General features: G+C 38.3%; 15 protein-coding genes. 6 read left to right on the plus strand and 9 right to left on the minus strand.

The window, feature by feature from the left end; translation table 11 throughout:
* Positions 1 to 12: 12 nt before the first annotated feature.
* The 4 genes from HII17_RS03635 to HII17_RS19020 all read right to left on the minus strand — a co-directional run bounded on the left by HII17_RS03635 (position 13) and on the right by HII17_RS19020 (position 5,607).
* Positions 13 to 3,036, minus strand: a complete 3,024-nt coding sequence (locus HII17_RS03635) for a PqiB family protein (protein ID WP_169073933.1) — start codon at positions 3,034 to 3,036, stop codon at positions 13 to 15.
* Positions 3,029 to 3,640, minus strand: coding sequence for a paraquat-inducible protein A (locus HII17_RS03640; RefSeq protein WP_169073934.1), 612 nt, complete (start codon positions 3,638 to 3,640; stop codon positions 3,029 to 3,031). Before HII17_RS03640 ends, HII17_RS03635 begins: the two co-directional genes overlap by 8 nt.
* Complete coding sequence (locus HII17_RS03645) at positions 3,633 to 4,169, minus strand: paraquat-inducible protein A (RefSeq protein WP_169073935.1); 537 nt, start codon at positions 4,167 to 4,169, stop codon at positions 3,633 to 3,635. Before HII17_RS03645 ends, HII17_RS03640 begins: the two co-directional genes overlap by 8 nt.
* Positions 4,170 to 4,377: 208 nt before the next feature.
* On the minus strand, positions 4,378 to 5,607 hold the full coding sequence (locus HII17_RS19020; RefSeq protein ID WP_235938627.1) for a c-type cytochrome: 1,230 nt from the start codon (positions 5,605 to 5,607) through the stop codon (positions 4,378 to 4,380).
* 231 nt (positions 5,608 to 5,838) lie between these two features.
* On the opposite strand from HII17_RS19020, the gene yihA reads away from it, so the two are divergent.
* Both yihA and HII17_RS03660 read left to right on the plus strand, forming a co-directional pair.
* A complete protein-coding gene (yihA, locus tag HII17_RS03655) occupies positions 5,839 to 6,471 on the plus strand; it encodes a ribosome biogenesis GTP-binding protein YihA/YsxC (protein ID WP_408033869.1) in 633 nt (210 codons plus the stop codon).
* A 74-nt stretch (positions 6,472 to 6,545) separates the two neighbouring features.
* Positions 6,546 to 7,781 (plus strand): TMEM143 family protein, encoded by a 1,236-nt coding sequence (locus HII17_RS03660; RefSeq protein WP_169073936.1) that lies wholly within the window; start codon positions 6,546 to 6,548, stop codon positions 7,779 to 7,781.
* 6 nt (positions 7,782 to 7,787) lie between these two features.
* Here HII17_RS03660 and HII17_RS03665 read toward each other — a convergent pair whose 3' ends face one another.
* The 5 genes from HII17_RS03665 to HII17_RS03685 all read right to left on the minus strand — a co-directional run bounded on the left by HII17_RS03665 (position 7,788) and on the right by HII17_RS03685 (position 14,775).
* On the minus strand, positions 7,788 to 8,534 hold the full coding sequence (locus HII17_RS03665; RefSeq protein ID WP_169073937.1) for a substrate-binding periplasmic protein: 747 nt from the start codon (positions 8,532 to 8,534) through the stop codon (positions 7,788 to 7,790).
* A 513-nt stretch (positions 8,535 to 9,047) separates the two neighbouring features.
* On the minus strand, positions 9,048 to 10,403 hold the full coding sequence (locus HII17_RS03670; protein ID WP_169073938.1) for a S41 family peptidase: 1,356 nt from the start codon (positions 10,401 to 10,403) through the stop codon (positions 9,048 to 9,050).
* A 132-nt stretch (positions 10,404 to 10,535) separates the two neighbouring features.
* Complete coding sequence (locus HII17_RS03675; RefSeq protein ID WP_169073939.1) at positions 10,536 to 12,653, minus strand: winged helix-turn-helix domain-containing protein; 2,118 nt, start codon at positions 12,651 to 12,653, stop codon at positions 10,536 to 10,538.
* A gap of 77 nt (positions 12,654 to 12,730) precedes the next feature.
* Complete coding sequence (locus HII17_RS03680; RefSeq protein ID WP_169073940.1) at positions 12,731 to 14,050, minus strand: HAMP domain-containing sensor histidine kinase; 1,320 nt, start codon at positions 14,048 to 14,050, stop codon at positions 12,731 to 12,733.
* 26 nt (positions 14,051 to 14,076) lie between these two features.
* Entirely contained in the window at positions 14,077 to 14,775 is a 699-nt protein-coding gene (locus tag HII17_RS03685; protein WP_169073941.1) for a response regulator transcription factor, read from the minus strand.
* A gap of 147 nt (positions 14,776 to 14,922) precedes the next feature.
* Here HII17_RS03685 and HII17_RS03690 point away from each other — a divergent pair, with 147 nt between their 5' ends.
* The 4 genes from HII17_RS03690 to HII17_RS03705 all read left to right on the plus strand — a co-directional run bounded on the left by HII17_RS03690 (position 14,923) and on the right by HII17_RS03705 (position 17,649).
* On the plus strand, positions 14,923 to 15,633 hold the full coding sequence (locus HII17_RS03690) for a hypothetical protein (RefSeq protein WP_169073942.1): 711 nt from the start codon (positions 14,923 to 14,925) through the stop codon (positions 15,631 to 15,633).
* A gap of 32 nt (positions 15,634 to 15,665) precedes the next feature.
* On the plus strand, positions 15,666 to 16,340 hold the full coding sequence (locus HII17_RS03695) for a DUF2306 domain-containing protein (protein ID WP_169073943.1): 675 nt from the start codon (positions 15,666 to 15,668) through the stop codon (positions 16,338 to 16,340).
* A gap of 44 nt (positions 16,341 to 16,384) precedes the next feature.
* Positions 16,385 to 17,323, plus strand: coding sequence for a DUF2268 domain-containing putative Zn-dependent protease (locus HII17_RS03700; RefSeq protein ID WP_169073944.1), 939 nt, complete (start codon positions 16,385 to 16,387; stop codon positions 17,321 to 17,323).
* A gap of 131 nt (positions 17,324 to 17,454) precedes the next feature.
* Positions 17,455 to 17,649 (plus strand): DUF4177 domain-containing protein, encoded by a 195-nt coding sequence (locus HII17_RS03705; protein WP_169073945.1) that lies wholly within the window; start codon positions 17,455 to 17,457, stop codon positions 17,647 to 17,649.
* Positions 17,650 to 17,936 lie beyond the last annotated feature (287 nt).

Here is a 17,936-nt window from a genome sequence, read left to right on the forward strand (position 1 = left end):
TTGCGCTGACAGTTACTGGGCTCCAATCGGTATTTTCGGCGCCCAGTCGTACCATTTATCCTTAAACTCAGGATATAGAGTAAAAGTGTGCCCGTTTTCGACAGCGGTCATTGAATCAGCGCCTTCACGTTCTGGAGTCGCAAATGAAATGCCTCCAGCAATAAGCGTTTCTATAGACTCGGAATCTATTTTCACTCCTGACAACAAACCTGCATCTATGGTGACCCCGCTAGTATTCCAAAACTCACTATTGCTCGTAACTAATTTTGCGTATCGCTGCGCAATGTTGATATATATGTCTACCTTGTCAGCACTATTAGATAAACCAACACCAATTACCTTGCCAACCGGTACTTGACGATATAGTACTGGATTGCCTACACGCACCGAACCTAGTCGGTCAGCAACCAATTTTATATTTAACCCATAAGGTAAACGCTCAACTACAGGGGCAATATCTTCTGCTACAAACTCTCGTTGTTTCCCGCCCGAACCAGGGATTACATTAACAAAGCCACCACTTAATATTGCGCCAATGTTTTTGTTACCGACCAAGCCGACTTCCGACTGCTCTAACCAAAATTTTGTATTGGTCACTGCGAACTTTTGGCCACTATCACTTAAATAAGCTACAACCGTAGCTCCATAACCTTTAGTATCAAATATAACTCGCTCTATGAACCCAATATCTTGCCCTTTAAATTTAATTTTCATATTTGATTTAAGACCAGAGATTTCATTGAAGTAAATACTTACTACCTCACCAGCGCTCTGTGCATGTTGTAAATTATCAAATAGTGAGTAAGTGTCCCCTTCGGCAACATTTAAATCTCCTTCGGTTTGCTCAGGGTTATAAAAACTAATTCCGCCCGTTAACATGGCGTCTGCAGATTCAGTTTTAACAACAAAGTTACTCAACCCACCTGAAATTGTTAGGCCACTAGCGTTATAAAACCTAGAGTAAGGCGTTATAAAATGACGATACTCTTCATCAATAGTGATATTGATCGCCACTTTCGCACCTGAAGCCTCTATTCCTATGTTGTCAACTTGACCAACCGTAATGCCACGATAACTTATTGGGCTACCCGAATTTACGACACTGGCGCTTTCAGCATTTATTCTAAGTTGTAATCCACGATGTGAAACTGGTTTTTTGGGCGGTGTTAAATGGGCAACAAAATGACGTTTGATTTGCCCTTCACCCGCATTAACACCTATATAGTTCCCACCAAATAGCGCGTCAGTATCGGTGAGTCCTGATAATGAAATATCCGCTTTAACTAACCAGAACAAACTACCTTCGCGAAGTACATATTCATGTTGTGGCAACAAACCAGCGGTCATATAAGCTTTGCCTTCTCGGCGTTCGATATGATGCACAGAGCCAATTAACTCACCTCTGTGCATAATACGGGTACCTCGTTTAATGTCTTTTGCATTTGCCACGGCTAATTCGAACGGCAATCGCTCTTTTGCCATATCTTTATTGGCATGCAATATAAAACGATCACCATTCATCGGTTTTTGCTCGACTTGCTTATTACCCTTATCAAACGCAATGCCACCCTTGATAATGCTTTGCAGAGACTGGGCCTGTAATTCAAACCCTTGTAAGCCACCTGTAAACCTAAAGCCGCTAGCATTCCAAAAGCGGCTATCTTTACTGACATAGTTTTGATATTGCGGCTTAATAAAGATATGCACTAGAAACTGATTTGGCCCTGTATTTTCAATTGCCTGAACGCTACCAACTGCTTGTTGCTTGTAATAGATTCCATCACCGGCATTTAATGAATATACACCTGAACTTTCCAAGACAATATGTAAACCCGGCTCTTTATATTTATACGCAGGCTTTTGGTTGAACACTTTAAAACGACTCGAAATCTCCCCTTCACCTGACGGCCTTACACCAATTTGAGATCCAGTTAGCATACGATGCATATTGGTTACGCCACCTAAATCTAACTGCGGATTTATTAAGAAAAACTGTGTTTCCGTGGTTAAATAGCGTCTAACTCTTGGGTTTATTTTAGCTTGTGCCTGTATTTTTCGAGTCTCAGGATCAATATCAGTAAAGCTTTCTAGCTTTCCAAGCGTTATGCCTTGGTAAACAATAGGCGCGCCAATATCAATATCAGCATCCCATGCAAGATCTAGTGTGATGGTATGCCCCATCTCTGCTTCTTGAAAATTACTATGTAATTCATAAGTCATGTGATTTTTTGCAACCGGTTTTTCTATTGCTTGTTCATCCGTATCAAAAGCAATACCGCCCGTTACAATAGAGGCAAGAGACTCTGTTTGAATATTAATACCTGAAGTTATAGAACCGGTAACACTAAAGCCACTCGCATTCCAAAATCGAGAATTTTCTTTTACCAAGTGGGCGTGTTCTGGCTCAATAAATACGTTTACCTTAACTAAACTCAGTTGTTCGTCATATTGATATCCGGCAACATAACCTACTTTAATTTGCTTATAAGTAATTGGGGAGTCCTTAGCTATTGACCCTAACTTATTCGTCGTCAATACCAAGTGTAACCCTTCAACACTTTCATCAAGAGGAGGCTCTTCATCAAGCGCAACAAATTCTCTTTGAGAGTTACCCAATCCCGTAACATCAGGTTTCATATTGATATAGCTACCCGACAACAACGTATCGAGCCCTTTTACGCCCGCAAAAGAAATATCTGCAGTCACATACCAAAATTGTGTTTTATCCGTAATTGCCGCTTCTGACTCGGCAATCATTTCAATTTCGACTAAGACTTTTTGCAAATCCTCAGATACTTCTATATCGACCACTTTACCTACGGTTAAGCCTTTATATCGAACCTCCGTTTTACCAACGACAATGCCATTAGCATTATCAAATTGAACCGTTATAAAAACACCACGCTCTGCAACCGCTTTTATTAGCAACCAACCACCAAAGAGCAAAGCGATAAATGGCACTAACCATACAGCAGAAATTCCTTCTCGCTTCACCACTTTAACCATTGACCCTTCATCGGGTGTATTATTATTCATATTTTTCACTGTCCCATAACAATCGAGGATCAAAACTTTCGGCAGCAAACATGGTAAACACTACCATTAAAGTAAAATAAGTAATTCCCGGACCTGCCTCTATTGAGGTCAAAAAGCCAAGATTCACCACAGCCGCCATTAATGCGACCACAAATACATCAAGCATGGACCATGGTCCCAAAAACTCGACAACGTGATAAAGCTTAGTGCGTTGCTCTGACTTCAAGCCAGGTCCTTTTCTTACACCTAGTACCAATATCACCAAGCCTAAAATTTTTCCTAAAGGCACAATAAAACTAGCAATAAAAACGACTATTGCTACTGGGTACATCCCAAGTTTCAAGAATGTTTGAATACCGCCAAGTATAGTAGAGGCATCTACATTGCCTAACGCAGTAAACACCATAATTGGCATTAAGTTAGCTGGAATAAACATCACTAAAGCAGCTATCGTCCAAGCTATTGTGTATTCAATACTTCGAGGCTTTCGCTGATAAAACGTTGCGTTGCATCGTTGGCATTTATGTCGGCCAGTTACAAATGCATTGGCTTTATAGCATTTGGGACATAAGCTAAGGCCTTCACTTTTCGCCGTTTTATTCATCTAAGCTTTGCTCCAGTCGATCCCAAATCAAGTGATGATCCAGTGTTACCGATATGGTTGTAGAACAAATTAATAGTGAAACAAATGCAATAAAACCAACCCCCACATGCAACTCTGCTAAGTCAACTAGCTTATACATAGAAACGACTATACCAAGCAAAAACACATGCAGCATTGTCCAGCTATCAAGCTGGTGATATGAGCGGAAAAAGTTCAGTAGTGCAGGGGTAACTCGGTTAAATTTAATAGACCAAGTAATATATGTTGCAGCAAACAGTCTTACGACAGGAATTGCTATCGTGAAAAGGAAAATACACAACGCTATTCCTTGATAGCCATTATTAATGAGCTGGTGAATACACTCAAGCAATGAAGAATAATTTAGTAGGCCAACGGCACCGACACCAATGATAGGTAACGACATTGCGGGTAGTGCTAAAATCAATCCGGCTAATGATAATGCCAAGGTGCGATCAATAGAGTTAGTTTTACATTCATATAACTTGGCGCCACACCTTTTGCAAACCACTTTATGACCCTGCTCCAAATTGGGCGCACGGGATAACAGGTCGCACTGCGGACAAATTATATGTTCATGAACTTTATTAGAATGACCACTCATGGATTTAATTATAGAACCAACGAATACTATTCAATCTAAATAGTAAGACGTTTACTATAACTTCGCCATAAAAAAAGCAGCCATTAGGCTGCTTTTTTTTAACAATTTCTTTAACTTATAACGATTGAATAAATGCTGTTAAGTCAGCAATATCTTTGTCAGTTAATTTAATCGCAATGTTCTGCATCATTGCATTTGCATCGTTAGCACGTGTTTTAGAGCGGAATTGCTCTAACTGTGCCTTGATGTAATCAGGATGCTGATTAGCAAGCGATGGGAATTTAGCTGCTGCCATACCGTCACCTACAGGGCTATGACATGCTGCACACGCGGTAATCCCGCGCACAGAATCACCACCGAAGTATAACTTACGACCTGCTTCATTAACTGCATCAGGCTTAGCAACCTTTGACGTTGTTTGACTTGCATAGAAAGCTGCTAGGTTTTTCATGTCATCATCTGAAAGTGCCGCAACCATAGGTGCCATGATTGCATTGTCACGAGCACCAGATTTAAATTGTTGAAGCTGCTTTAATAAGTAACCTTCGTGTTGACCCGCAAGTTTAGGATACATAGCAACCAACGCATTACCATCTGTACCATGACATGCTACACACGTTGCAGATTTCGCTTTACCAAGCTCAACATCACCAACAACCGTTACCACTGCTTTCGCTTTAGCTGGTGCCGCTTTTGCTACTGCTGCTGGGTCTTTAAAGTAAGCACCTAAGTCAGCAATTTCTTGCTCAGTTAATGGCGCAGCGAATTGACTCATCGCGTAATTGTTATCACGAGCGCCTTCTTTAAACTGCTTTAATTGTTTTTCAATATATTCTGGGTGTTGTTTATCAAGGTTAGGGTAAATAAGTACATCGCTCATACCTTCTTTACCATGACAACCAATACAAGCACCAATTGAACGAGACTCGTCACCGTTTTCGTATAAATATTTACCAGCGGCTGCATCACCAACGATTGCTGCTGGAGCAGGAGCAGCTGGAGCACCACCTTCTGAAGCTGCCGGAGCATCGCTCGGAGTGCTAGGCTGGCTCGCAAAGAATGCACCTAAGTCTTGCATATCTTGCTCTGATAATGGTGCTGCCATTGGTGACATTACTGGGTCATTACGGGTTGAACCGTCTTTAAATGCTTTTAATTGCTTAACAATGTAATCAGCATGCTGGCCAGCTAGGTTAGGGTAAGTGTCAATTGCGCTATGCCCTGTAGCGCCATGACATGCAGCACAAGTTGCAGCTTTAGTTTTACCTGCTTCAACGTCGCCCTGTGCATTGGCATTAGCTAACACACCTAAGCCCAATAGAAGTGATACGATAACTTTTTTCATCGAATGCTCTCTGCTTATTCTTCTTACATTTAATGCTTGTGAATGATTAGAAGCCCACACGCACACTAAATACGGTTGATAAATTCGTCGCGATATTTTACACGAATATTCGTGTTGTGTAACAGCCTAGCACAGAAAAACCTATAAAAAATCAGGTTATTTTTGCAATCTCTTGTTAGTTGCTTGCAAAAAAACGTTATAATAGCGCCACTTCAACTGAGGAAAGCCATAGTGTCTGAGCAAGCAATCAACTTAAATAAAGCCAAATTTACCATTAGTGCCCCCGATATTCGTCGTCTACCAGACGATACAGGTATAGAAGTTGCTTTTGCGGGTCGCTCAAATGCAGGCAAATCAAGTGCGTTAAATACATTAACTCGTCAAAAAAGCCTTGCTCGTACAAGTAAAACACCTGGCCGCACGCAATTAATCAATGTATTTGAAATTGCTGAGAATAAGCGCCTTATTGATCTTCCAGGATATGGTTTTGCTAAAGTACCGCTTGAGATGAAGAAAAAGTGGCAAAAGGCATTAGGTGAATATTTAGAAAAACGCGACTGCTTAAAAGGGTTAGTTGTCCTAATGGATATTCGTCACCCTTTAAAAGACTTAGACCAAGATCTGATTGAATGGGCGGTAGACAGTGACTTACCCGTACTTTGTTTACTGACAAAGTGTGACAAGTTATCACAAGGTAAAAAATCTGCGGAGGTGTTAAAAGTACAAAAGACACTAGCTGCACTAAAGGGTGATATAAAAGTACAAGCGTTTTCATCATTAAAACGCACAGGCTACGACCAAGCAACACAAGTGATTAGCAATTGGTTTGCTGATGAAATCGTTGACACAACAACCGAATCATAATTTTTCTGACAAGATTTCTTCTTAGCTCGTTTTCCCATACACTCTAACTTTCTCAGTATAAATCGTAGAAAGTTATGAGTGCCGATCGTTTTATTCCCTTTAGAAAGCAAGATATTATTACTATGTGCCAGCAAGAAGTTGCTGATGGCCAATCAGCTAATGCTTTCCAACAGTTTTGCGACATTCTCGCTAGCGTGTTTCATTTTCAATACCATGAACAACTAGAAGCACTTAAAAACGACTACGCGCCATTCGACCCAAATGCAGACACAAAACTGCTAACCCCTTATTCTGAAAAACAACGTAATGAGCACCAAAGCCGTTTTGCTAAAAATTTTGCCGAAGTATTAAATGCCGCAAACTTTGAAAAAGTTACCGAACAAGATTTGCAAGATGCACTGAGCGAAGAATCGCTATTTAAGGTTAGGTTAGAGGTCGAATTTGATGACTTTGAACAGGTCGTTTTTTATCGTCGTGGTGAATCACAAAAATCTGAAACTCTTTCTACTTTTTGGGGCTTTCGCAAACAAGAAATTCAGTTTACCAATTACGATCGTGTTGCCGTATTTATTACCTTTAAAGACCAAACCTATTTTGAACGTAAGCAGAAAACGCCATTAGGTTATGAACCAGGCTCAACCATAGTTAAACTTTTCCAAAATGTCCCCAAAGCAGATCTAGAAATGCTGTTTCCCAACAGCGAAGTTCGCATGCGAAAAATAGACAAGGCAATTATTGGAGCATCTGCTGCTATTGGTGGTGCCGTTGTTTTAGTGACCAAACTCGGCGCATCATTTGTCTTACTAGCTGCACTATTTGCCTTTTGGTTAGGGTGGCGCAGTGAAGAAGTAGAAATGACTCAGCAACACTTTATTTCACTGGGTATTGGCTTAGGTGTATTTGGCAGCTTTGTTTTTAAAGAATGGAGCAAATTCAAAAACCGTAAAATTAAATTTATGAAGGCGCTGTCAGATAATCTCTATTTCAAAAATTTGGATAACAACGCTGGCGTATTTCACACCTTAATTGACGCTGCCGAAGAAGAAGATTTTAAAGAAGCTCTGCTGGCTTATACCTTTTTACTTAAAAATACTGACGGCTTAACCGCTCAGGCGCTAGATAAACAAATAGAGCAATGGTTTGAACAAACACATCAATGTACATTAGATTTTGAAATTTCAGATGCATTACAAAAGCTTGAAAAATTAACGCTAGTGACTATACAAGAGCAGGTATATAAAGCAGTTTCTATTAATGAAGCGAAACAAATATTAGATAGTAAGTGGGATAACTTCTTCGAATATTCTTAATTTTTTTTAATTAGATGAAAGCCTATTCGCTCTTTTATCATTTACTTTTTGCAGGGCTTTTCTAATTTTTTCAACCAACACTTTAGGGGTGCTAAGGCTCATAGCCATGCAGCTTTTGTTTGAGGCATTAGGAAATAGAGTATGCACGTGTTTTACATCGTCAAAGCTTAATCCCGCTTTAGCTAAACGCATTTTGAATGGCAACTCTTCTTGTGCGACTAAATCAATTCGTCCACGAAATAATTTTCGAATATTGGCTTCTTCATCACTAGCACTATCAAGGTTTTTTCCTACTTCAAACCCTTGGTTTATCAAATAATCATAAAGGAAACTTCTTTCTGTACTGCCCACTGTAAATTGTTTCAATTCGGCAAGTGTTAATAATGTTATATCCGCTCTACTTTTTAATGCGTAAACATTAAGGCTTGATGTATTAATTAGCGGACATATCCATTGAAACTGACTTTCCCTGTTTTCAGCCTGATAAATAGTATAGATAAGTGTGTGGCTTTGTTTCTTCGCTAGCTTATATGCGCGGCTCCATGAAAGCATTTCTATGTGGTAATCAATATCAGCTTCACGCAACACTGTTTTCAGCACTTCTGTTGCTAAACCAACTACTTCTCCTTCGTCATTGGTATAGTTATAAGGCGGCCATTCCTCAGTGACGACACGAATTTTCTCATTTGCCTGAGCATTTATATGAAAAACGCATATTCCAACAATAAAAAACAAGGCAGTGAAATGTGTCATTAGAGGTGATTCTAGCCTTGAACAAATTGTTTCAATGTATCCTTAATCATAGTCAACATTAAATTTCAGGCAAAAAAAACCGCCGATATAAATATCAGCGGCGTATTTAGCTATGGGGAAAGCTAGAATATATACAAAATTATTACAACAGGCGTTCACAAGGAACGAAACACATTATAGAGCACCTGCTCTATAAAAGTAAAGTACTTACTCTAAATTTTTTGATCTTTATCAAATTGGTTGATTTTTTGGTTATGTGGATCATCACAAGTCTTGAGAATTGAGTCACTTGGCGAGAAAGTTCTGATTAAAATGCTGAGACTTTCAATTTAGCAACAGACGATCATGATAATAAGGTTTTATTAAATAAGTTCTACAAAGCGGACGGGTGACTAACTCATTCCTATCCAAAACGTTTTAACTTGAATGCTATAAAGGATGGCTTTGAATTACTGGGTAATATCCATCCTTCACTTTATCTAATTCATTTAACTCCTTAACGCAAATGCTACATTAATTAGTTATCAAGTTGCGTTGGTTTATCAGCTTGTTTACTAACTGTTCAGGTATTGTTTTGTCATAGTTTATTGGTAAGTCAGGTTCAACGGGGGCATAGTTATGCCCTCCTTTAGGTCTTTCCAAGTAAAAACGAGGGCTAATTACTCTCAAGTTTGAATTTGCTAAATTTAACGCTTGAATTCCACCCGTTTGACCACTCCTTCCGCCTGTCGGTTCGCCAACTAATTGACCCATTTGATAATCTTGAATTACATTGGCAAACAATATAGATGAAGAATAAGTAAAGTCACTAATTAAAACCGATACATCTCCGTTAAACTTAGGTACGTTACCTTTTACTTCTCGAAAGCTCATATCACCTTCAAGCACATCACCAACTGTTTGACCTTCTTTCGCTCGACCTTCTATAACTTTAACTTTGTACTTACTTCCCGTTTTCCATGTTTCTTTGGCAAGGTAAGGTAGTATGCCATCAATCCAAATAACGTCATCACCGCCACCATTTTCACGAATATCGATAATTAAATGCTCGACTGAGCTATTTTGAACCTTTGAAAACGCATCATGTAAAAAAGCAATAACATCTTTGTATTCAGCTCCCCAATAAAAGGTTTCTATTGTTAATAAAGCATTCTTCGGATCTAACATTTCAAACTTAAAGTTGTCATTAAAGTTATCTGAAAGATCAAATTGGATATGGCTTGCATTAATGCTCTTTTGGGTTTGTTTACCGAATTTACTTAATAATACAATGTCGTAAGACTTTATGTTGCCATAGTAAAGCCATACGTACTCAGAAAAACGCCTCTGTAGTAGAGCTTTACGAAATGCTTTACTATCACCATGAGTTCGTTTTAGAAGGGGGGCAATAAAGTCATTTATTTTCTTACCGTTTATTTCGATAATCTCACTCCCTCTTAATTCGGTTGCCTTTCCATCTATAGTTGATTTAATAACGAGCTTGTCATTATTAAATACCACACTATACGGGAATATTCCGCCACCATTTGCTATATGAATATTTGCGAGTTCTTTCGGTTTAGGCAATGTGATTACCGTATGACCATCACTTAGCGTGCTATTGAATATAGAAATTTTGCGCCAAAAATCTAAAACGGATATAGGTTCGTTAATGTTATCTTTAAGGTTTTCTACGTCTAAATAAAAACGATCTACGTCTTTAACTGTATATGACAGTTGAGGGTGGGTTTTATTGATGAAGTTAATCCATTGATCTATATCTTGTTTAACTTCGTGAGGTTGCAGTAATTCATTCAAGTTTATTTCTGACTTTGCTAGTACATTAAAACTACCTAGCGCAAAGATAATAATTAAGAAAAATTGTCTCATATGTTTAATACCAATCATGTGTTTAAGTTGACGGCGCAAATCATATGAAAAGGAATGTAAAAACACTTCAAGAAAAGCGTTGGAAAATCCTTGGGAAAATTTATAAAAATATATTTATTTAAAAACAATTAGTTAAATACTTTTTAATTTGATTATTTCAGTTTCATTATTTTCCCTAAAGGAAAATGTACACATCAACCTTTCTTTTTTGCACTTCAAAAAGCCGATATGTCCTTCGAAATTTAAATTGTCATAGAGTAACTGACCGCTATTCAGATCATATATTTTAAATTTTTTGTCGGTAGCCCAAATTAGCGTGTTTTTATCCCAGATATCCCAGAAGGTATTAAACTTTATGTCTACTTTTTCCAAGACTTTTTCAACGATTCCTGTTTCGAGGTTTTTCTTCCAAAGACCTTGTTCATGATACTGGGTAAAGAATAGTTCTCCCTCATATTGCTTCGATGAAAAAGCATTAAGCTTTAGATTTGTAATTTTGAGTGTAAATAAATCTATCGACTTTAGAGTCCAGTACTCATCTTTACCTTCGGAAAAAATTAGTTGGTTGTTGTCGGCAATACTAAAATTGAATACTTGGTGTTTTTCTTTTGAGATCCACTCAATTTCAGCGATGTCTAGGTTATAGCGAAATAGACGTTGCTCGGATAAGCCATATAAGGTATTAGTTTCAATGGAAAACTCTAATTCCCTAGTGTTAGGAGGTAAGTTAACGCCTTTATATTGTATGAAGCCATCAGGCGTTTTTTGCCACAACTGCTCTTTTCCAGAGCGATTTGAAATAAAGTACAGTGTTTCATCTGGCCCAAACATCGCATTGGAATCATAATAAGGACTAGTAATTAAAGGGGTAATAGCAAAGTCTCCATTATCTTTTTTTATTAGAGACCAAATAGCATTCTTAATACTTACTTTTTTTATCGCGTAGATTTGTTCCTGTGAAACTACAGGGTAATTGCATGTGAAGTTTAATTCAGCCATTAATGACTGTTTTTCTGTGGCTAGGTTATAAGACCAAATATTACTGTCCCTATCACAATAAATTATTTGCTCATTACTTAACCAGCCGATCCTGTCAGTTAGATAAGGTAATTTGAGCAGCAATTTAGACTCATTGTTTTCAACGTTATTTACTAAAATGTGACTTTCCTGCCAAAGTACATTTCTTATAACTGCTAATTGCTGGCCGCTAGGAGAAAGTGAAAAAGAATAATCTCCTCTTCCTGAAGAGGTTGGAGATGTGATATTCCGTTCAAAGGATGTTCTTAAATCTAATCGAAAAACTTTGAAAGGGTCGGTTAATGAATGTGCTCTTGAGTAGTAAACATGGTGACCATCCTTTGAAAAGGAAGTCGTAGACCAAAATCCACCTTTACCACAATTAGCGATGTATTTTGCATTACTAGCTTCAAGCAACTTGGTGCTAAAATCTAATATCCAAACTTCACATGATTGATCTGTTTGTTTGTGGTAGACAATTCGATTAGTGTCGCTGGAAAAAACAGGTGAACCAAAATAGCTGCCAGCTTCAGCCGTTATTTGCTGTACTTTCCCTGTCTCAAGTTCTTTAACTTTTAAACTGGGTAAGGTCTCAGTTCTTTTATTGACATAAGTTAACCAAAGGCCATCATCACTAATATCAAACTCATCTTCTCTTCCTGATTCATGTGATAGCACTTCATATTGCATTGATGATGCAGGGATAGCTTGATCTTTTATATTCTCATTGGTTTCGGTTAAGTTAAGGAAATTTAGGAGCGAATATACGCTGACAATAATTAATAAGGTTATCATTACAAATCTGTAAGAAAGCCTATTACTTACTATTGGTTCGTTGTTAGTTATAGTTTCTTCTGCAGGATTTGTTGATAGCAGGTTCTCATTAGACTTTTCCCGAGCAGTAAGCTCATCCAGTGTGTAAACTTGAACCTGATAAGTATAACGGTAACCCCGTTTGGGCACTGTTACGATCATTTTTTCATCGCCGTCTCCACTACCAATTAATTTCCTAACCTCGGAAACGACAGATGAAATCGTACTGGCTTCTTTGTGTGTGGTACCCCAAACCTCTTTTAATAATTCATCGTAGGTTACGACACTTCCAGCATTGGAGAGTAGAGTTAATAAACATTTACTAATTCGAGAAGGGAGTTGTTTTTTCTCACCATCTAAATAAACGATTTCTTGTTTTTTGGGAAAAAATGTCCATTTAGGACTTTGATAAACTGTCACTATATAAACCAATTCAAATTTCTAATAACGAATAGCTTTTATCTGGCGGGATTTTAGTTTGTATACAATCTAGTGTTTTATGCAGCTACTGGCAACCTAAACGTAAACTCACTTCCTTTATTAAGTTCGCTATTCACAAAAAGCTCTCCACCATGAGCAATGGCGATACGCTTACATAAAAACAACCCCAAACCGACCCCATTATTGCTTCTATTTTCTACATGCTCAGCTTGAGAAAAAGGTTCAAACAACCTTGGTAAAAACTCTGGGTCGATGCCTGAACCAAAGTCTCTAATAGTAATAGCGAGCTCGTTATTGCCTTCTTGGCAAGTGACAATAACTGGACGTGAGTTAATATTGTGCTTCAATGCATTCTCAATAAGGTTGCGAATGAGGAACTTGAATCGGCCCAAGTCAATATTAACGACAATCTCAGGAATGTTACTTTCTAATTGGATACTTTCATTGCGATCAAAACTTGTCATGATATCGTCCATTACATTGGGGAAAAAATAGGACTCCAAATTGAGTAACTTATGCGAGTCTCGAAGTCGTTCACTCTCTAACAACTGCTCGACAATGGCGTCCATTTTATTTATTTCTCGATTCAACTTAGATTCTATTTCGCCTTTCTCCAAAAACGCCAACAGCACTTTCATTCTTGCCATCGGTGACCGCAACTCATGGCTGACTGACAGCAATAGCTCGTTCTTCGAGGCAAAAAGTTCTTCAAGGTTTTCTGCCATCTTGTTTAATCCTTTGGTTAAATTGCCAAGTTCATTATTCGGGTGTGATTTAATTCGGTATTTAAGGTCACCCTGACTTATTTGAGATGCGCTGTGGATAGCATTTCGGATAGGGGTTAATTGAGAATTTAGCGTTTTATAGCTAATAAATAATACCATTAATACGCCTAACCAAGGCCATAAAACGAGCCAGTTAGGGTAAACAATTAGGTTGGCGATTTGTGAGGTGACGGCAATCGTAGAGTTATTTGAAGTGGTAAAAATAAAGTATTTGGAGCCTACTTTTGTAAAATACAATTTGCCCAAGGCTACGGCATTTGTCATAAGCTCAGATGATGATGGCAACGTACTCCCTGTTCTCCAAGTTTCCTCTCCTCGGTTAATTTGAATTGATACTCGGTTTTTCTTCGCTTCAGCTTTAAGGCTTTCAATATCTATCGGACCTTGGACTAACTTCGCCATCATATCGTACAGCGCCTCGTGACGATCTGAAACGATCTTTTCAGCTTCATTTTCGGATATTGAGAAACTGCCTAAGATAATGAGAGTAACGAGTAAAATCGTGTTGATGGAAAATAATAAGAAAAATCGGGTATATAGATTCAGGTTGGGAAGTCGCATATTTGGAAAATTAATTTTTGAAAGATTCATAATTGATTACTTAGTAAATCACGGCTTTAAAGTGGTTTGGCAATAAATGTGTAGCCCATGCCCCTAATCGTTTTGATAAATCGTGGAGAGGTGGCGGAGTCATTAAGCTTTTGCCTTAGTCGACTTAGCAATATGTCGACTGCTCGTCCATACAAATCAACTTCCACTCCTTTGAGTACCCCAATGATCTGCTCTCTATTAAACACTTTCCCTGGGTGAGTCGCCAACGTGTGTAGTAAATGAAACTCCATTCCAGATAACTGAATGTCGACTCCATCAACGTTAACTCGCTGCTGCGAGGCGATAATGTCTAATCCTGAAAATTGAATCATCATGTTTAATGTTTCTTCAGTTGGGCCTTGCAGTTCACTGCGTCGCAAAAGAGCTTGCACTCTCGCTAATAGCTCTAATGGCTCGAATGGCTTTGGCAGATAATCATCAACACCTAGTTCAAAACCATAGATTTTGTCTTCTAACTTCCCCCTGGCGGTTAACATGATAATAGGCAAAGCTGACTTTTCTCTGACTTGTTTACACAAAGTGAATCCATCTACCTTTGGCATCATGACATCTAGTAGTAACAGCGCGGGATGAGCTTCGCCTATAAGGTCTAACCCAACTAACGGATCATTAGCAACAACCAATTCTAAGTGGTGCTTTTTAAAGAACAACGTCAGGCTGTCTGTTAAATCCTTGTCGTCATCAATCATCAATATGTTGGGCATATGCAATTACTTCTCAATTCTCTTACTGTAATAGTCGGCGATAGGAGAGTTAAAAACAAACCATTCCTTTCAGTTGTTACACTATGTTACCCAACCTCTGTCTCAAACTGGTTAACATTGTTACTAAATAAACGTATAGGAGTTTTTATGAACATGTTGAGACAGGACAATAACAAAAATTCAGCGAGGCTGTTAGCAAGCTTAATGCTTGGGCAGATGGTTTTTGGTATTTTACTTAACTTTCACTTTATTAGCCCAGTTTTAAAGTATGACGGGACATTATCTGCGGAACAACTGACCTTTATTTTGGGCTGCGCTACGTTGCTGGCCTTGGTAATTAGTTCGCTGAACGTCGTGTTTGGTCTTTTATTACCAAAGTCGAAGATAAAAGAGCACTCGGGTTTGTTTATTGCGTTAATAGCTTTTGCATCCATTGGCATTGCAATGAGTGCCAATGAATACGCAAAGCTCTCTGAATATGTTGTCTTTTTGTCATCAACTTATTCAATTGATGCGGCTGCCAGTGATACAACACTGGAGTATATGAAAAAAATATTAGCAATTGGTCGCAATGAAGCCCATTTTTATTCAATTTTTATTTCTAGCATTAGCTTATTGTTGTTTTACGTTTTGACGATAAGGGCTTCTTTACTTCCTTTTTATCTTGCTGTGTTCGCTCTTTTATCGACTTTGTTTCAGCTTATTGCAGTGGGTCATACTTTCTTCGAAAAGTCCATTCCAAACATCATGCAATTGCCGTTGTTTGTTACCCAAATCATAGTACCTGTTTACTTACTAAAAGCGGGTTTTAAATCTGGAGCGACTACTTCAGGTAGTCAGATAGAACAAACAAGCTAACTCAGCTGTTTGGCAACCATAGGAGGTATAACATGATGTCATCAATACTACTGTTTCACATATGTGCTGGAGCAATTGCGCTCTTAGCTGGATATGCCGTTGCTTTTATCAAAAAAGGTCAGGTCGCACACAAGTATTTAGGCCGAACTTATGTGGTTGCAATACTGTTTCTTGGTCTGTCTGGCACTTACATTGCTATTTTAAGAGAAGTACCGCTTTCTCTCCTGAACGGATTGGTGCTCTGCTACCTAGTTCTGTCATCTCTTAATACTGTTTGGCAATCACCAGCGAGAATCAATTACTTCGATAAATTGTTGTTTGTATTTGTAACTCTCATAATCCTTGGCTTTGTTTGGTATGGCTACCAAGCCAGCCATACTGTAGGTGGCAAACTAGGTGGTTTTGGAATCGAGGCTTTCGCTGTTTTTGGCAGTATTATGGTTTGCTTCTGGATTGGTGACTATCGAAATCTAAAGCAAGGCGGCTTGCGGGGGAAAAGTCGTTTAATCCGGCACCTTTGGCGTATGTACTTTCCTCTAATGATGTCGACAGCTGCTTTCTTTTTGGGGCAATCAAGGCATTTACCAGAAATCGTTCAACGTATTGAGTTTTTGCTAGTACCACTATTATTCGTTGTTTTTACTGCTGTATTTTGGGTTGTGAAGGTAGGCACCGAGAAATTCAGAATGAATCAGATACATTCCTAATTACATATTTTTTACTTAATAATCTTCCTCAAAATGGAGTAGCCATGAAGCAAATTATTTCAAATAAACTGGTTTTCGTTTTATTAATATATATCTCTAGTTCACTGCAAGCGCATGCAGTGACAAATTATCAAACGTCGGCAGCGGAGGCGTTTTTAAAATCATTTTCTCAAAATGATGCTTTGTCTCTAGAGGAAGCTAATCACTATTTAGCGAACAATTCATATGGTTTAAAGGCACTTTCGGCTCGAATTAACGGTGCAAAAAACTTAACGCTAGCCATAGATAACAATACGCAAGACTATCGGCACGCCATTGATATATGTTTGCCAGTTGCTATGCAACTTGAAGATGATGCAAATGAGATTATATCTAAATCACTCTCTTTTTTATTAGAGTCTGGCAATGTGTCAGTCGATATTGTATTCGGAGCCAATAATACCGCAGCGACCGCAACCCCTGATGGAATAATCTTGGCGCTGGAAAGCGTTTGTAAAGGCGTTTCTTCCGCTAAGGAAGCAGAATCAATACTGTTGGAATATATTGCTCATGAAATTATCCATGTCTTTCAATATCGAAATAGTAAAAGAACAAGCTTGAATTTCACACTATTAGAGATTTCTTTAATTGAAGGAGCGGCAGACTATTTTTCTGAAATTGTGATGGAAAGAAGCGGCGAACTGCAAAAAGAGAGAGAAACCTATGGAGCCAAACATGAAAAAATGATTTGGTCTGAGTTCTCAAAGGTTATGTATGAAAATGAGTATTTCCCATGGCTTTACTCAAAGCCAAAAAGCAATATGCCACCTGATATGGGCTACTGGATAGGAAAAAGAATTATAAAAAAGCTATATGAACAAACTCCAAGTAAAAAACAAGTTATCAAGGATATATTAGTTTTGAAAGATGCAAAAAGGATATTAAATCGTAGTTTGTATCAAAACCAAATATCACCTTTAAGGTACTTTCAAATATTTTCTTAGCTAGCAAGTGGTAGCTAATTGATAAAAATGTAGTAATCAGAAAAGTGAGGAGTTGGGTGGTAGAAATATACGCGATTTGCGCATTATTAAATTATTAGGCATACATTATTAAATTAGGTTATGGAGAGCTCATGAAAAAGTACAAATATAAAATTGTGGATACTAGGGATGTTGAATCAGCAGGACTATTCAAAAGTAGAAAACGAGAAGACTTAGAAGCTTACCTTAGTTCGCTAGGGGCTGAAGGATGGGAACTTGTGAATGTTGATTTCCGCGAACTCGAGGGTGGACGGGAGTTTGCAGGAGTAATGAAAAAAGAAGTTTAATTACCTATAGGCTTTAATTGCCTAAAAGCTATTCAAGCGGGACTTTTTAGGGCTACCATCGTCCGTTTATGGCTGTGAGAACAACCGATGGACACAACACATTGGTTGATCTCACGGCACAAAACAGTCATTAAATTTTTATATTTAAGAAGCTCCCTTTTCTCAACAGAAAAACATGAAGATATACTAACACTAGCCGAAATCGTCATGGACTTGAGTTATAAATTTTCTGATTAATTTTGGAGCTTTTTATGATTTTCTCGCAACTGCTGACGCAACAATTTGTA

The organism is Thalassotalea algicola (assembly GCF_012932965.1).
GTDB lineage: Bacteria > Pseudomonadota > Gammaproteobacteria > Enterobacterales > Alteromonadaceae > Thalassotalea_F > Thalassotalea_F algicola.

Coding starts and splice junctions, on each gene's coding strand:
- HII17_RS03660 (WP_169073936.1), top strand. CDS start 6,546: ATGAGTGCCGATCGTTTTATTCCCTTTAGAAAGCAAGATATTATTACT.
- HII17_RS03705 (WP_169073945.1), top strand. CDS start 17,455: ATGAAAAAGTACAAATATAAAATTGTGGATACTAGGGATGTTGAATCA.
- HII17_RS03690 (WP_169073942.1), top strand. CDS start 14,923: ATGAACATGTTGAGACAGGACAATAACAAAAATTCAGCGAGGCTGTTA.
- HII17_RS03685 (WP_169073941.1), bottom strand. CDS start 14,775: ATGCCCAACATATTGATGATTGATGACGACAAGGATTTAACAGACAGC.
- HII17_RS03695 (WP_169073943.1), top strand. CDS start 15,666: ATGATGTCATCAATACTACTGTTTCACATATGTGCTGGAGCAATTGCG.
- HII17_RS19020 (WP_235938627.1), bottom strand. CDS start 5,607: ATGAAAAAAGTTATCGTATCACTTCTATTGGGCTTAGGTGTGTTAGCT.
- HII17_RS03700 (WP_169073944.1), top strand. CDS start 16,385: ATGAAGCAAATTATTTCAAATAAACTGGTTTTCGTTTTATTAATATAT.
- HII17_RS03665 (WP_169073937.1), bottom strand. CDS start 8,534: ATGACACATTTCACTGCCTTGTTTTTTATTGTTGGAATATGCGTTTTT.
- HII17_RS03635 (WP_169073933.1), bottom strand. CDS start 3,036: ATGAATAATAATACACCCGATGAAGGGTCAATGGTTAAAGTGGTGAAG.
- HII17_RS03640 (WP_169073934.1), bottom strand. CDS start 3,640: ATGAATAAAACGGCGAAAAGTGAAGGCCTTAGCTTATGTCCCAAATGC.
- HII17_RS03680 (WP_169073940.1), bottom strand. CDS start 14,050: ATGAATCTTTCAAAAATTAATTTTCCAAATATGCGACTTCCCAACCTG.
- HII17_RS03670 (WP_169073938.1), bottom strand. CDS start 10,403: ATGAGACAATTTTTCTTAATTATTATCTTTGCGCTAGGTAGTTTTAAT.